Source organism: Burkholderia sp. E168m22 (assembly GCF_001319805.1).
GTDB lineage: Bacteria > Pseudomonadota > Gammaproteobacteria > Burkholderiales > Burkholderiaceae > Burkholderia > Burkholderia orbicola.
This window is the reverse complement of sequence record NZ_BBSK01000143.1, coordinates 21,979-35,392: the sequence shown is the minus strand read 5'-3', so window position 1 is coordinate 35,392 and position 13,414 is coordinate 21,979. Positions and strand designations below refer to the sequence as shown.

Here is a 13,414-nt window from a genome sequence, read left to right as displayed (position 1 = left end):
GAATATCGACGGCTCGATCTTTTCGAAATAGAATCAATCGAAATCCAACGTTGCATAAATGAAAAGATGAGGGGAAATGGCGCACCTGCCTGATTTCGAAGGGTTGGCGATGTTCGCGAAGGTGGCCGAGCACGGGTCGTTTGCCGCTGCGGCGCGCTCGACCGGCGTGTCGGTCGCCACCGTCTCCCGCGGGGTGGCACGTCTGGAGGACCGGCTCGGCGCGCGGCTGTTCAATCGCACGTCGCGGCAGCTCTCGCTGACCGAGTTCGGCCGGACGATCAGCGAGAAGGCCGGCGAGATCTACCGTCAGGCCGAGGAAGCGGAAAGCTCGGCGCGCGAGATGTCGGTGCAGCCGCGCGGGCTGGTGCGTCTGGCCGTGCCGATGTCGTTCGGGCTGCGCTGGGTCGCGCCGCTACTGCCGGGCTTTTTTCGCGCGTATCCGGAGGTGTCGATCGACCTGCATTTATCGGATGCGTCGGTCGATCTGATTGCCGATGGGTTCGACGCGGCGCTGCGTATCGCCGCGCTGCCGGATTCGTCGCTGGTCGCGCGTCGGCTGTGTGCGGTCACGCAATTCGTGGTGGCGGCGCCGGAATATCTGAGGCGCGAAGGGCGCCCCACGCATCCGCTCGAATTGGCGGATCGCCCTTGCCTCCCGTACGCGTATCGCGCGCGGAGTGCCGTATGGCGCTTCACGAACGACGCAGGCGATGAGGAGTCGGTGATGCCGACGGGCCCGCTACGCGTCACCAACGCCGATGCGCTGTTGCCGACGCTGCTCGATGGGCTTGCGATCGCCGAACTGCCGGAGTTCATCGCGGGCGAATATCTGGCTGATGGCCGTCTCGAAGCCATTCTCCCCGACTGGTCGCTGACGACGGGCGGGCTTTATTTCGTTACGCCGTCGGCGCGGGCGCGACCCGCGAAGGTGACGGCGTTGTCCGACTACTTCGCCGAACATCTGGGCAATCCCGTCTGGCGATGGCCAAAATGATGTTTCGGTGAGCGGTCGAATCAAGCACTCTCGTGCCCTATGACGACGCTGCCCCCCCGGATGCCCTTGCCTCTCTCCATCAGACCGCGACCGCCCGATAAACGATCGCCGCCACTCCCGAACGCGGCCGCACGTTACGTCGACTTCCCTCTTCGCACCCTGTGCGAAGGACACTGGCCAAGGAGTTCGACCAGCCGCGTCTCGCATCCGGAAAACGCGTATCCGCGCCGCTGCGAGACCATGAACGTGAGGGGCCGCATGTGCCACGCGCGCCGCTGGAGCTCGACGAGCGTGCCCTTCGCGAGGTCCGCGTCGACCATATGGCGCGGCATGCGCCCCCAGCACAGGCTCCCCCTGAGCAGGTCGTGCTTCGCGCCGAGATCGTCCACCCACCACTGGCGCTCACTGGCGACCCCTTGCTGGGTCTTTTCCGCATCGGGCTGATTGTCGGTGACGACGAGCTGGATGTGCCGGCCCACATACGGTCACCATTTGCGAGTCGAATGGACGGTTGCCGTTCCCAGCCGGGCGGCGACCTATCCTGTCGGCGAGACGGCTGGATCGATCTCGCGATCGGTCAGCCCGAATCTCGCCATGCGCGCGCGATGGTCCGGCGAGCCGACATACGCGCGCAGTTGCCGATTGAACGCCGTCAGGAGATCCCGGTTTTCCCGGTTGAATGAAAACGCGCCCAGCGGAGGCGTCCGCTGGCTGCCGTCGCCATCCGGCTCGTGCGCGACGGCCTCGATCATCGCGCTGCCTATGCGGCCCGCCACGATGCGATTCCCCAAAGCGGTGCTCGCATAGGCGTCGATCACGCCGGAGAGCACGGCCGCGATCGCGTCGGCTTGCTGTTCGAAGACGACGATTTGCCGCCGGCTCACGCCTGCCGCCATCGCGGAATCATGCTGTACCTGTCCGGCGATGATGCCGAGGCGCGCATCGGGACGTTCGGCGATCGACGCATAACGCCTGAGCGCCTTCGGGTTGCCGGGCCGCACCAGGAAACCGTCCTCGATTCCCCACACCGGCACGCTGAACGCAACGGTATGGGCCCGCTGCGGTGTCACGAAGAGCGGCACGTTCATGTCCCAGTGCCCCGATGCGACGCCGGGCAGCAATTCGCTGAACGTCGTCGGGCAATACTCGACGCGGGTGACGCCTATCTGCCGGAGGATCGTCGCCGCGAGCTCGAGATCGGCACCTCTCGCGGTGCCATCCGCTTCGGTCCATCCAAACGGAGGTTCCTCGATGTACGCAATGGTTACCTTCATCGCTTTCTCTCGCAAGCCGAAGAATCGATCAGGAATGCATCAGCTTACCGTGGGAAGTCGAGGTCCACTACGAATGGACAAAATTAATCCGGGTGTAATCAAGTTGACGACATTATTTTGGTGCGGCTGTCAGTGAAGTCGTCAACTCGAGCAGCAGGGTCCGGTACGACATGGATCGCGGCGTGACGGAATGAATCGGCTCCACGCTATTCGACGCTATTCGACGTTATCAGCCACGTCCGTCATCCGGATCATGTGCGGCTTGATGCCGTCGTCCTCGGCAGTCGCGGCCTCCTTCGGGTGAATCAGCGCTTCGAGACGCGCCTTCGTCGCGACGAACTCCGGCGTATTGACCTGCGAATAATCGCGCGGCCGCGGCACCGGCACCTCGATCAGCTCCTGCACCCCGCCCGGGTTCGCCTTCAGCACCAGAATCCGGTCGGCCAGAAAGATCGCCTCGTCGAGGTCGTGCGTGATGAACAGGATCGTCACGTCGATGTTGCGCCAGATGTCGAGCAGATGCGTCTGCATCCTGGCCCGCGTCTGGGCGTCCAGCGCGCCGAACGGTTCGTCCATCAGCAGGATGCGCGGACGGTTCGCGAGCGCGCGGGCAATCGCCACGCGCTGCTTCATGCCGCCCGACAGCTGGTGCGGATACACGTCGGCGAAACGCGTCAGCCCGACGAGATCGAGCCACTGCAGCGCCTCACGCTCGGCCACGCCGCTGCTGCTGCCGTTCATGCGCAGGCCGAACATCACGTTCTTCTTCACCGTGAGCCACGGAAACAGCGTATAGCCCTGGAACACCATTCCGCGATCGGCGCCCGGCCCGTCGACCGGCTTGCCGTCCAGCAGCACGTCGCCGCTCGTCTGCGCGTCGAGCCCGGCGAGAATCCGGATCAACGTCGACTTGCCGCAGCCGGACGGGCCGATCACGCACACGAACTCGCGCCGGTGCGTGCGGAAACTGATGTCGTCGAGCGCGACGCACTCGCCCTGCGGCGTCGTGAAACGCTTGCCGACGTGTCGCACGTCGAGTATCACGTCGCGGGCCTTCAGCCGCGCGAAGCGCTCGCGCACCGCGTCGGATTGAATCAGGTAATCGGGAACGGCTTGCGGGTTCTGCATGATGCCCTCTGCGGAAATCGGTCGATGGGGACGTGCGGGCGGCGCTCACGCTTTCAGCGTGCGGTCCCACGGAAAGAGCCGGCGGCCGAGCAGCCCGAGCACGATGTCGGTGCCGAGGCCGATGATCCCGATCATCAGGATCGCCGCATATACGTTGTCGAAATGCTGATAGCGCGCCTGCTGGCTGATGTACCACGTGATGCCCGAGCTCGTGCCGACCAGCTCGGCGACGATCAGGTAAGTCCACGCCCAGCCGAGCAGGATGCGCTGATCGCGATACAGGTCCGGCAGCACGCCCGGAATCACGACGTGCGTGAGCAGCTTCAGCTTCTTCGTGCCGAGCGTCATCGCGGCCTCGAACAGCCCGTATTCGAGCTTGCGCGTGGTGTTCGCGATGATCAGCACCTGCTGGAACAGCGTACCGATCACGATGATCGCGATCTTCGGCGCGTCATAGATGCCGAGAATCGCGACCATCAGCGCGCCGAACGCCGGCGCCGGCAGGTAGCGGAAGAACTCCAGGAACGGCTCCTGCAGCCGCGCGAGCGCACTGAAGGTGCCGCAGACGATGCCGAGCGGCACGCCGATCGCGGACGAAATCACGAAGCCCCAGAAGATGATGCGGATGCTGTGCCACAGGCTTTCGTGCAGCCACACGCCATCGCGCGACGCGGGCGGTGTCGTGAACGCCGTGTAGAACGCGCGCAAGACCTGGTGCGGCGCCGGCAGGTAGACCGGATTCGCGCGCTCGCCCTCGGGCACCGCCGCGTGCGTCGCACGCGCATGCGCGAGCTCGTCGTCGAACACGTCGCGGTCGATCTGCATCCCGGTCTGGAAATAGTCGACGCTGCCCGGGTTCGTGATGCGCATCTGCGGATGCCAGACGAACGGCACATAACTGATCAGGCACCAGACGGCGAACGGCAGCAGGAAGGACGCCAGCGCGAGCGTCCATTTGCCGCGCGTCGTCAGCTCGCGGCGCACGGCGAGCCAGCCGGTCGTGTTGCGGGTCGTTGTCATCGGAATCTCCGTATCGTTTCAGGTGCCGGTCGCGCGATGCCGCGGCATCGCGCGACCGTGCGTTCATTGCAATGCGCCGCTGGCGGCCTGCGCGCGGTAAGCGCGCCAGCCGCCGAAGCGCGTGATGTCCTGCGCATCGTCGAGCGCCACGCTTTCGCACAGGAAGCCCTGCACGCGCGCACCGTCGGCGAGGGTCAGCGTGCCGATGCCGAGCGGCGCCGCGATACCGGCGACGAAGCTGCCGTACGCGTCGACCGGCATCTCCCAGACCTCGACCGCGATCGGCGCGCCATCGTTCGGCACACGCACGAGCCCCGGTTTGGCGACACCGCCGCTTGCTTCCGCGGACAGCGCGTAGAGGCGATAGGCCGGCGCGGTGGTGGTCGCGGTGACGAATCGCGCGCCGCGCTGCGTGAGCTGCCCGTTCAACGGTTCGCCGCGCAGATGCGCGCCGACGACGGCCACGCGCACGACCCCCGCGGCGGCGGCACGCGCCGACATCGCGGCCGCGGGCGGCCGAACGTCGTCGACGGCGGCGGCGCCATCGCCCCACGCCTGTGCGAGATCCAGCAGCCGCGCATCGTCGTGCGCACGCCCGACGAACGTGATCCCGAACGGCAAGCCCGCATGCGGCCCGGTCGAGCACGTGCCCGCCGGCACCGCGATCGCTGACAGGTCGAGCAGGTTCACGAAGTTCGTGTAGTAGCCGAAGCGCGAATTGATCGCGATCGGATCGGCTTCGAGCGCATCGACGGTCGCGGTCGTCGCCGAGGTCGGCATCACGATCGCGTCGAGGCCGTCCCACGCGCGGGCCGCGTCGACGCGCAGCGCCGCCAGCCGGTCGAAGGCGGCGAACGCGTCGGCGGCGCTGAAGCGCGACGCCCCCCCGACGATTTCGCGGATCACCGGATGCAGCGCATCGGGCTCGCGCGCGGCGAATGCGCCGATCGCGGCCAGCCGCTCGGCGACCCACGGGCCGTCGTACAGCAGCCGCGCGGCGGCCAGGAACGGTTCGAAGTCGATCTCGACGACCTGCGCGCCGGTCGCGCGCAGCCGTTCGAGCGCCGCGCCCCAGGCCGCGCGATACGATGCGTCGCCGAAGAATTCGAGCTGATCGGCACGCGGCGTGCCGAAGCGCAATTGCGCGAGCGGGCGTGCCGGCTGCACACGCAATCCGTCCGCACCCAACAGCGGCTGCCAGGCCCGCCCGTACGGATCGCCGTCCATCACGCCGTGCGCGGCGGCGAACACGGTGCGCGCGTCGTCCGCCGAACGCGCGAACACCGACACGCAATCGAGCGACCGGCAGGCCGGCACCACGCCGAGCGTGCTGAGCACGCCGCGTGTCGGCTTGAGCCCGACGAGCCCGTGGAATGCGGCCGGCACGCGCCCGGAGCCGGCCGTATCGGTGCCGAGCGAGAACGTCGCGACGCCGAGCGCGACGGCCACCGCCGACCCGGAACTCGAGCCACCCGACGCATAGCGCGAGTCGAGCGCATTGCGGCACGCACCGTAAGGCGAGCGCTGCCCCGAGAGCCCGGTCGCGAACTGGTCGAGATTGGTCTTGCCGACGGGAATCGCGCCGGCCGCGATCAACCGCTCGATCACCGGCGCGCTGCGTGCCGGCGTGTATGCGTAGGCGGGGCAGCCTGCCGTCGTCGGGATGCCGGCGAGGTCGATGTTGTCCTTGATCGCGAACGGCACGCCGTACAGCGGCAACGACGCGATGTCGCGTCCGGCCAGCGCGTCGGCATACGACATCATCTCGTCGCGCGTCAGCGGCCTGATCCACGCATGGTGCGGGTCGCCCGCGTCGAAATGCGCGGCGATCGCGTCGACGAGCGCATGCGGCGTCAGGTCGCCCGCCGCATAGCGGGCACGCAGCGCGGCAATCGAGCGCAGCCCGGGCAGAACCGGGCGGTCCGTCGTGCTCATGCGACCTCCTCGGCGGCGCCCGCCTTCATCACCATCAGCCGCTGGCCGGCCACCACCGCCGCGCCTGGCGCGCAATCGATCGTCTCGATCGTGCCGTCTTCCGTTGCCGTCACCGCCACCTCCATCTTCATCGATTCGACGATCGCGACGACCTGCCCTTCGGTCACGCGCTCGCCGGCGTCCACCAGCACCTTCCATACGCTGCCCGACACGTCGGCGGCAATCGCCCGCTGCGTGTCGTCGAGCGCGCCCGCTACCCGGTCCGCTTGCGCGTCGCCCGGCTCCGCGTCGCCGACGTATTCCGCGTGGCCCGCCGCGCGCCAGCGCTCGCGCTCCGCGTCGAACGCGGCCTGCTGCGTCGCCTTGAACGCGGCGATCGACTCCGCCTCGTCGTGCAGGAAGCGGTTGTAGGCGCGCAGATCGAACACCGATTCCTCGATCTTCAGCGTCGCGCGACCCGCGATGAAATCCGCACGCAACGCAGTCAGTTCGGCCTCGCTGACTTCATAGAAGCGGATCTCGTCGAAGAAGCGCAGCAGCCACGGCTTGCCGGCCTCGAATTCACGCGTGGTGCGGTGGCGGTTCCACATCTGCACGGTACGGCCGACGAACTGATAGCCGCCCGGCCCTTCCATCCCGTACACGCACAGGTACGCGCCGCCGATGCCGACCGCGTTCTCCGGCGTCCAGGTGCGCGCGGGGTTGTATTTCGTCGTCACGAGCCGGTGCCGCGGATCGAGCGGCGTCGCGACGGGCGCGCCGAGGTAGACGTCGCCGAGGCCCATCACCAGATAGCGCGCGTCGAACACGATGCGCTTCACGTCGTCGATGCTCGCCAGGCCGTTGATGCGCCGGATGAACTCGATATTGCTCGGGCACCACGGCGCATCGGGCCGCACCGACTGCATGTAGCGCTCGATCGCGACGCGCGTCGACGGGTCGTCCCACGACAGCGGCAGATGCACGATGCGGTTCGGCACACGCAGGTCCGCCACGTCGGCCAGTTCGCGCTCGGCGGCCTGCAGATGCGCGAGCAGCGCGTCGAGCGGCAGCGTCCGCGCGTCGAACTGCACCTGGAGCGAGCGGATGCCAGGCGTCAGGTCGAGCATGCCGGGCAACCGGTGCGCGTCGAGCCAGCCCATCAGGGCGTGCACGCGAAAGCGCAGGTTCAGGTCAAGCACGAGCGGCCCGTATTCGACCAGCACGTTGCGGTCGCCCGAGCGCCGGTAGACGACGCCGATGCCGCCGCCGGCCGACGGGTCGCGATGCAGCACGCAATCGTCGAAGGAGGCGGATGCGCCGGATGCGGCAGCGGCAACGTCACGCGTCGCATCCACGACCGCAGCAGTCGATACCCCGGCCGACACGCCCGCGCGCACGAACTGCACGGTATCGCCCGGCCGCAACTGCCCGAGCTTCCACAACTCGTCGCGCACGACCGTCACCGGGCACACGAAGCCGCCGAGGCTCGGCCCGTCCGGGCCGAGAATCACCGGCATGTCGCCGGTGAAATCGACGGCGCCGATCGCATACGCGTTGTCGTGGATGTTCGATGGATGCAGGCCCGCCTCGCCACCGTCCGCACGCGCCCATTGCGGCTTCGGGCCGATCAGCCGCACGCCGGTGCGGCTGGAGTTGTAATGGACGGTCCACTGTGTGCCGTAGAGCATCGCGATGTCGTCCGGCGTGAAGAAATCCGGTGCGCCATGCGGACCGTCGAGCACGCCGAGCGTCCATGCATGCGTCAGCGCGGGAATCTCGGCCGCGGCCAGCATCGCACCGGCGTCGCCGCGCCCGGCGTCCGCGTGCAGATGCAGCACGTCGCCCTTGCGCAGCGCGCGGCCGGCATGGCCGCCGAACTGGCCGAGCGTGAAGGTCGCCTTGCTGCCGAGATAGTCGGGCACCTGCAGCCCACCCTTGACGGCGAGACACGCGCGCACGCCCGCGCCGGTCACGCCGCCCAGTTTCAATACTGCGCCCGGTCGGGCTCGCACGACCTGCCAGAACGGCACCGCTTCACCGTCGAGCGTGGCCGCGAGCGGCGCGCCGCCGAGCACGAACAGCGTCGCGGTATTGAAGCGCAGCGTCGCGCCGACCATCGTGAATTCCAGCCCGGCCGCGTCGCGCGCGTTGCCGAGCAGCGCGTTCGCGAGATCGAATGCGCGATCGTCCATCGGCCCCGACGGCGGCACGCCGACGCTCCAGTAGCCGACGCGCCCGGGCGCCTGCTGCACGGTGGTCTGCACGCCGCCGTCGAGCACGTCGATCGTGTGCGGCGCGAACGCGAAGCGCGACAGGAAGGCAGTGGTCGGCGCGCCGCGCGCGAACGTGTCGGAGCCGACGACGGCACGCAGGTAGTCGAGGTTGGTCTCGATCCCGTACAGCTCGGTCTGGTCGAGCGCGGCCCGCAGCGCGGCCAGCGCGTCGCGCCGCGTGTCGCCGCGCACGATCAGCTTCGCGAGCAGCGGATCGTAATGCGCGCTGATCTCCGTGCCTGCCTCGATCCAGCCGTCGACCCGCACGTCGTCGGGAAACGCAACGTGCGTGAGCAGCCCGGCGCTCGGCTGGAACTGCTTGTTCGGGTCCTCCGCATAGAGCCGCACCTGGATGCTCGCGCCGCGCGGTACGACGGCGAGCGTGTCGAGCGGCGGCAGGTCGCCTTCGGCCTGCAGGATCATCCATTCCACGAGATCGACGCCCGTCACGGCCTCGGTCACGCAATGCTCGACCTGCAGCCGCGTGTTCACCTCGAGGAAATAGAATTGCCGCGTGCTCGCGTCGAACACGAATTCGACCGTGCCGGCCGACGCGTAGCCCACCGCGCGCGCGAGCCGCACCGCGCTCGCGTGCAGCGCGTCGCGCTCGGCGGCGCTCAGGTCGGGCGCGGGCGTTTCCTCGATCACCTTCTGGTTACGCCGCTGCACCGAGCAATCGCGTTCGCCGAGCGCGATCGCGCCGCCGCGGCCGTCGCCGAAGATCTGCACTTCGATGTGCCGCGCGTGTTCGACGAACTTCTCGAGATAGACACCCGCATGCGCGAAGTTCGCGGCGCCGAGCCGCACGACGGATTCGAACGCTGCGCCGAGCTGCGCCGCATCGCGGCACAGCGACATGCCGATGCCGCCGCCGCCCGCGGTGCTTTTCAGCATCACCGGATAGCCGATCGCGTCGGCTTCGGCGAGCGCCGTCGCGACGTCGTCGAGCAGCCCGGTGCCGGGCAGCAGCGCGACGCCGTGCGCGGCCGCGAGTTCGCGCGCGGTGTGCTTGAGGCCGAACGCGCGCATGTGATCGCCGCGCGGCCCGATGAAGCGCAGGCCCGCCGCTTCGCACGCGTCGGCGAAGCCAGCGTGCTCGGACAGGAAACCGTAGCCGGGATGCACGGCCTGCGCGCCGGTTTCGCGCGCGGCGGCGAGGATCGCCGCGACGTTCAGATAGCTGTCGGCCGCCGGGGCGGGCCCGACCCGCACGGCTTCATCGGCGAGCGCTACGTGGCGCGCGTCGCGGTCGGCATCCGAATAGATCGCGACCGACGCGATGCCGAGGCGCTTCAGCGTGCGGATCACGCGGCACGCAATTTCGCCGCGGTTCGCGACGAGGACTTTGGCGAATCTCATGTTGCCTCCCGCAGCGAACGTGTCGGCCCGGAGTAGCGCTTCAGCGCGTACTCCGGCCCCATGCAAAGCAAGCGAGCGTGGAGGCCGTTCATTCCGCCTCCCAGATCATGAGGCGCACGGGCGTCGGGTTGTAGCCGTTGCACGGATTGTTGAGTTGCGGGCAGTTCGAGATCAGCACCGTGACGTCCATCTCCGCACGCATCTCGACGTACTTGCCGGGCGCCGAGATGCCGTCCTCGAACGTGAGCCCGCCGAGCGGCGTGACGGGCACGTTCATGAAGAAGTTGACGTTGCCGACCAGGTCGCGCTTGGTAAGCCGCGCGCCGGCGCCGCACGTGCAGTGCGAGATCGCGTTGAGGAAGCTGTCGCGGCAGTTGTGCATGTAGCGCTTGTCGAGCGCATAGCGCACCGTGTTGCTCTCGGCCGCGCACGCGCCGCCGAGCGTGTCGTGACGGCCGCACGTATCGGCGACGATCGTCGCCATCGGGTTGCCGCGGCTCGACATGAGCACGCTGCCGGCGCTCAGGTACAGGTTGCGCTGCGAGCGGATCGTGTCCTGCGCGCTGTAGCGCTCTTCGGGATCGTCGGTGCGGTAGAACAGCGTGTCGACGGCCTGGTTGCCTTCGAGGTCGAGAATGCGGAAGGTCTGCCCGCGCTTCAGGTCGTGCAGCCACGGGTCGCCCGCGCTCAGCGTGACGTCGTGGATCGCGTCGCGCGGGTCGAGACGGCTTTCGATGATCGGCATGGTCTCGCTCCTCATGCGAACAGACGGTCGGTGTTGGCGAAGCCGCGCATGTTCTCCGCGCATGCGCGCCGGCACGGGTCGTCGTCGGGCGCCGCGCCGTCGGCCGGATACGCGCGGTACGCGATCAGCTTCACGGCTTTCGGCGCATAGTCCGGGCGCGGATCGAGCGGATGCGGCGCGGTCGAGAACGCCGCGAGCGTGTTCATCTCGAAGCGCAGGTCGAACGCGCTGCCGGCCGGCGAATGTCCGGCGACGAACTCGAGCGCGCCGTCGTCGCGTGCATCCAGCTTGCTGAAGAAGTTGACGTTCGCGGCGAGGTCGCGCGCCGACAGTCCGTATTTGGCGAGTTCGAGCACGAGGCTGTCGCGGCCGTTGCGGATCATTGCGTTGCGATCGGCCTGGTACGACGACGTGCCGTACTTGTGCGCGAACAGCCGCGCATCGCCGACGCCGCCGAGCGGGTCGTGCCAGCCGAGCGTGTCGGCCGTGATCGACGCGATCACGCGGCCCATGTCCGTATACAGCGCATGGCCGCGCGTCAGATGCGCGGTGTGCTGCGCCTTCAGCGTGTCGGCCATGTTGTAGCGTTCGAGCAGGTCTTCCTGGCGATGAAAGACAGCGGACAGGTTCGCGCCGCCGTCGACGTCGACGATGCGCAGCGCGAGGCCGCGGCGCAGGATGCCGGACCAGTGGGTTCCGGCGGGAATCAGCGTTTCCCACGCGACGTGCGGCGGCGGGGCAAGAATGGCTTGGGGGCTCGGCGACATGGCGGCTCCGGGATCGGTTGGACAAAAGGCGTGAGAGGGCGACCGAACGACATCGCGACCTCCCGGGCTTTTATCCCTCCGTGGAGCCTCGCCGTTTCCTCTCGTCGAGGCGAAGGCAAGACCGGATTGCTCTCGGACCAGGCATCGCGCGGCACACGCCGCACGACCGGAACCCTAGCGATCCTGAAGATGATGCAAATTGCTTCGCACCTCTCGGGCATCGAATAAGCGAGTTGCGTGCCAGCCGCCGCTCGATGACCGCACGACGCGGCCCGGCGGCGCGATGCCGCGCGACATCCGAATGACCGACGCATTCGCTTGCCCTCGCGGCGGGCGCGCGGCGCACCATGCGCACGCAAGCGCGCACCGGTGCAGTGCGCGTCGCGTGCTCGCCCACCGGCCGATGCGTGATGGCATGGGCATTGCTGAACCCATGCACCGTCACCTCATATCCGATCCTTCATGAACAAGCTCGACCTGCTCCGGCGCGTACTGCACGCGCTGTTCGCCGCCCGCTTCATCGAACTTCAGCGCGCCACCCGCCGCCGTTGAATCGCCTTGCCGCGCGCCGTTGGCACGCTTCTCGCTCGGCATGACGCCGAGAGGTGCGGCGGCGTCGCATCTTAGGGGTGCTAGGGTTCCGGTTCATCATCGAACGTCTGGTCCAAGAGCAGCCCGGCGCGAGTTCGTCCGGTCGCAAGACCGGATGCACGCGTGCTACACGGCGGGACAAAAGCCCGGGAGATTGGCGATGGCAACGGCCGTCGCGCCTCTCCGTGGCCGCTCGTCCGTTCCGCATCCGCAGGAACCGGTCACGCAGCCGGACCATGTGCTCGCGCACGGTCCGTATCGACGATCCCGATCCCGGTCTCCTGGAGAACAACGATGACCCGTCCCGCCCCGGCGCTTCGCCACCTGCCGTCCTTCCGTTTCATCCGTCATGCATTGGGCGCCGCCGTCGCGGCCGCCACGCTATGGGCGGCGCCTGCCGTGCACGCTGCCGCACCGCTGAAGATCGGCTACAGCGACTGGCCCGGCTGGGTCGCGTTCCAGGTCGCGCTCGACAAGGGCTGGTTCAAGGAGGCCGGCGTCGACGTCGATTTCGAATGGTTCGATTATTCGGCGTCGCTCGACGCGTTTTCCGCGGGCAAGCTCGATGCGGTCGCGGCGACCAACGGCGATGCGCTGGTAACGGGCGCGTCCGGCGCGAAGAACGTGATGATCCTGCTGACCGACTACTCGGCCGGCAACGACATGATCGTCGCGAAGCCGCCGCTGCGCACCGTCGAGGCGCTGAAGGGCAAGAAAATCGGCGTCGAGCTCGGCCTGGTCGACCATCTGCTGCTCGAAACCGCGCTGCAGAAGCACGGACTCAAGGACGGCGACGTCACGCTCGTGAATGCGAAAACCAACGAGCTGCCGCAGGTACTCGGTTCGTCGGCCGACATCGCCGCGGTGGCCGCATGGCAGCCGAACGCCGGCGAGGCGTTGAAGCGCGCGCCGGGCGCACGGGCGATCTTCACGTCGGCGGATGCGCCGGGGCTGATCTACGATGCGATCACTGTCGCGCCGGCGAGTCTCGCCGCGCGTCGCGCCGACTGGGCGAAGGTGATCAAGGTCTGGTATCGCTGCGTCGCGTACATCAACGATCCGAAGACGCAGGCCGATGCGGTCAAGATCATGTCGGCGCGTGTCGGGCTCGCGCCGGCGCAATATCTTCCGCTGCTGAAGGGCACGCATCTGCTCGACGAGGCGGCCGCGAAGCGTGCGTTCCGCAAGGGCGACGGGCTCGATTCGATCTACGGCTCGACGCGCAACGCGAATGCGTTCAACGTGCGTAACGCCGTGTACAAGCAGTCGCAGGACGTCGACGCGTATATCGATCCGCGGCTCGTCGATGCGCATTGAGGGCGGAAAGCCTGCCGGCGCGGCAATGC

The 13,414-nt window shown here is 68.1% G+C and carries 9 protein-coding genes, 1 pseudogene and 2 riboswitches; of the genes and pseudogenes, 2 read left to right on the top strand and 8 right to left on the bottom strand.

What is annotated here, in order from left to right; genetic code table 11:
* The first annotated feature begins 76 nt into the window (after positions 1 to 76).
* Positions 77 to 994, top strand: coding sequence for a LysR family transcriptional regulator (locus AP428_RS31715; RefSeq protein ID WP_011549107.1), 918 nt, complete (start codon positions 77 to 79; stop codon positions 992 to 994).
* 134 nt (positions 995 to 1,128) lie between these two features.
* Here AP428_RS31715 and AP428_RS31710 read toward each other — a convergent pair.
* The 8 genes and pseudogenes from AP428_RS31710 to AP428_RS31675 form a co-directional block, all read right to left on the bottom strand.
* A pseudogene (locus tag AP428_RS31710) lies at positions 1,129 to 1,470 on the bottom strand (LysR family transcriptional regulator); the annotation flags it as partial.
* A 60-nt stretch (positions 1,471 to 1,530) separates the two neighbouring features.
* Positions 1,531 to 2,268, bottom strand: coding sequence for a transporter substrate-binding domain-containing protein (locus tag AP428_RS31705; protein ID WP_011549109.1), 738 nt, complete (start codon positions 2,266 to 2,268; stop codon positions 1,531 to 1,533).
* Positions 2,269 to 2,484: 216 nt separating this feature from the next.
* Positions 2,485 to 3,396 (bottom strand): ABC transporter ATP-binding protein, encoded by a 912-nt coding sequence (locus tag AP428_RS31700; RefSeq protein WP_011694942.1) that lies wholly within the window; start codon positions 3,394 to 3,396, stop codon positions 2,485 to 2,487.
* Between the two features lie 45 nt (positions 3,397 to 3,441).
* The gene (locus AP428_RS31695; RefSeq protein WP_011549111.1) at positions 3,442 to 4,416 is read right to left on the bottom strand and encodes an ABC transporter permease; all 975 of its coding nucleotides are present in this window, start codon (positions 4,414 to 4,416) and stop codon (positions 3,442 to 3,444) included.
* Positions 4,417 to 4,479: 63 nt separating this feature from the next.
* Positions 4,480 to 6,351, bottom strand: a complete 1,872-nt coding sequence (atzF, locus tag AP428_RS31690; RefSeq protein ID WP_011694943.1) for an allophanate hydrolase — start codon at positions 6,349 to 6,351, stop codon at positions 4,480 to 4,482.
* Complete coding sequence (uca, locus tag AP428_RS31685) at positions 6,348 to 9,965, bottom strand: urea carboxylase (RefSeq protein WP_011549112.1); 3,618 nt, start codon at positions 9,963 to 9,965, stop codon at positions 6,348 to 6,350. Before uca ends, atzF begins: the two co-directional genes overlap by 4 nt.
* Positions 9,966 to 10,053: 88 nt before the next feature.
* Positions 10,054 to 10,710, bottom strand: a complete 657-nt coding sequence (locus AP428_RS31680; protein WP_011549113.1) for an urea amidolyase associated protein UAAP2 — start codon at positions 10,708 to 10,710, stop codon at positions 10,054 to 10,056.
* An 11-nt stretch (positions 10,711 to 10,721) separates the two neighbouring features.
* Positions 10,722 to 11,477, bottom strand: a complete 756-nt coding sequence (locus tag AP428_RS31675) for an urea amidolyase associated protein UAAP1 (RefSeq protein ID WP_011549114.1) — start codon at positions 11,475 to 11,477, stop codon at positions 10,722 to 10,724.
* A gap of 57 nt (positions 11,478 to 11,534) precedes the next feature.
* A riboswitch (guanidine-I (ykkC/yxkD leader) is annotated at positions 11,535 to 11,666 on the bottom strand.
* A gap of 432 nt (positions 11,667 to 12,098) precedes the next feature.
* A riboswitch (guanidine-I (ykkC/yxkD leader) is annotated at positions 12,099 to 12,223 on the top strand.
* Between the two features lie 139 nt (positions 12,224 to 12,362).
* On the opposite strand from AP428_RS31675, the gene AP428_RS31670 reads away from it, so the two are divergent.
* Positions 12,363 to 13,385 carry an ABC transporter substrate-binding protein gene (locus tag AP428_RS31670; protein WP_011549116.1) on the top strand — a complete coding sequence of 341 codons (1,023 nt, stop codon included), beginning with the start codon at positions 12,363 to 12,365 and terminating at the stop codon, positions 13,383 to 13,385.
* Positions 13,386 to 13,414 lie beyond the last annotated feature (29 nt).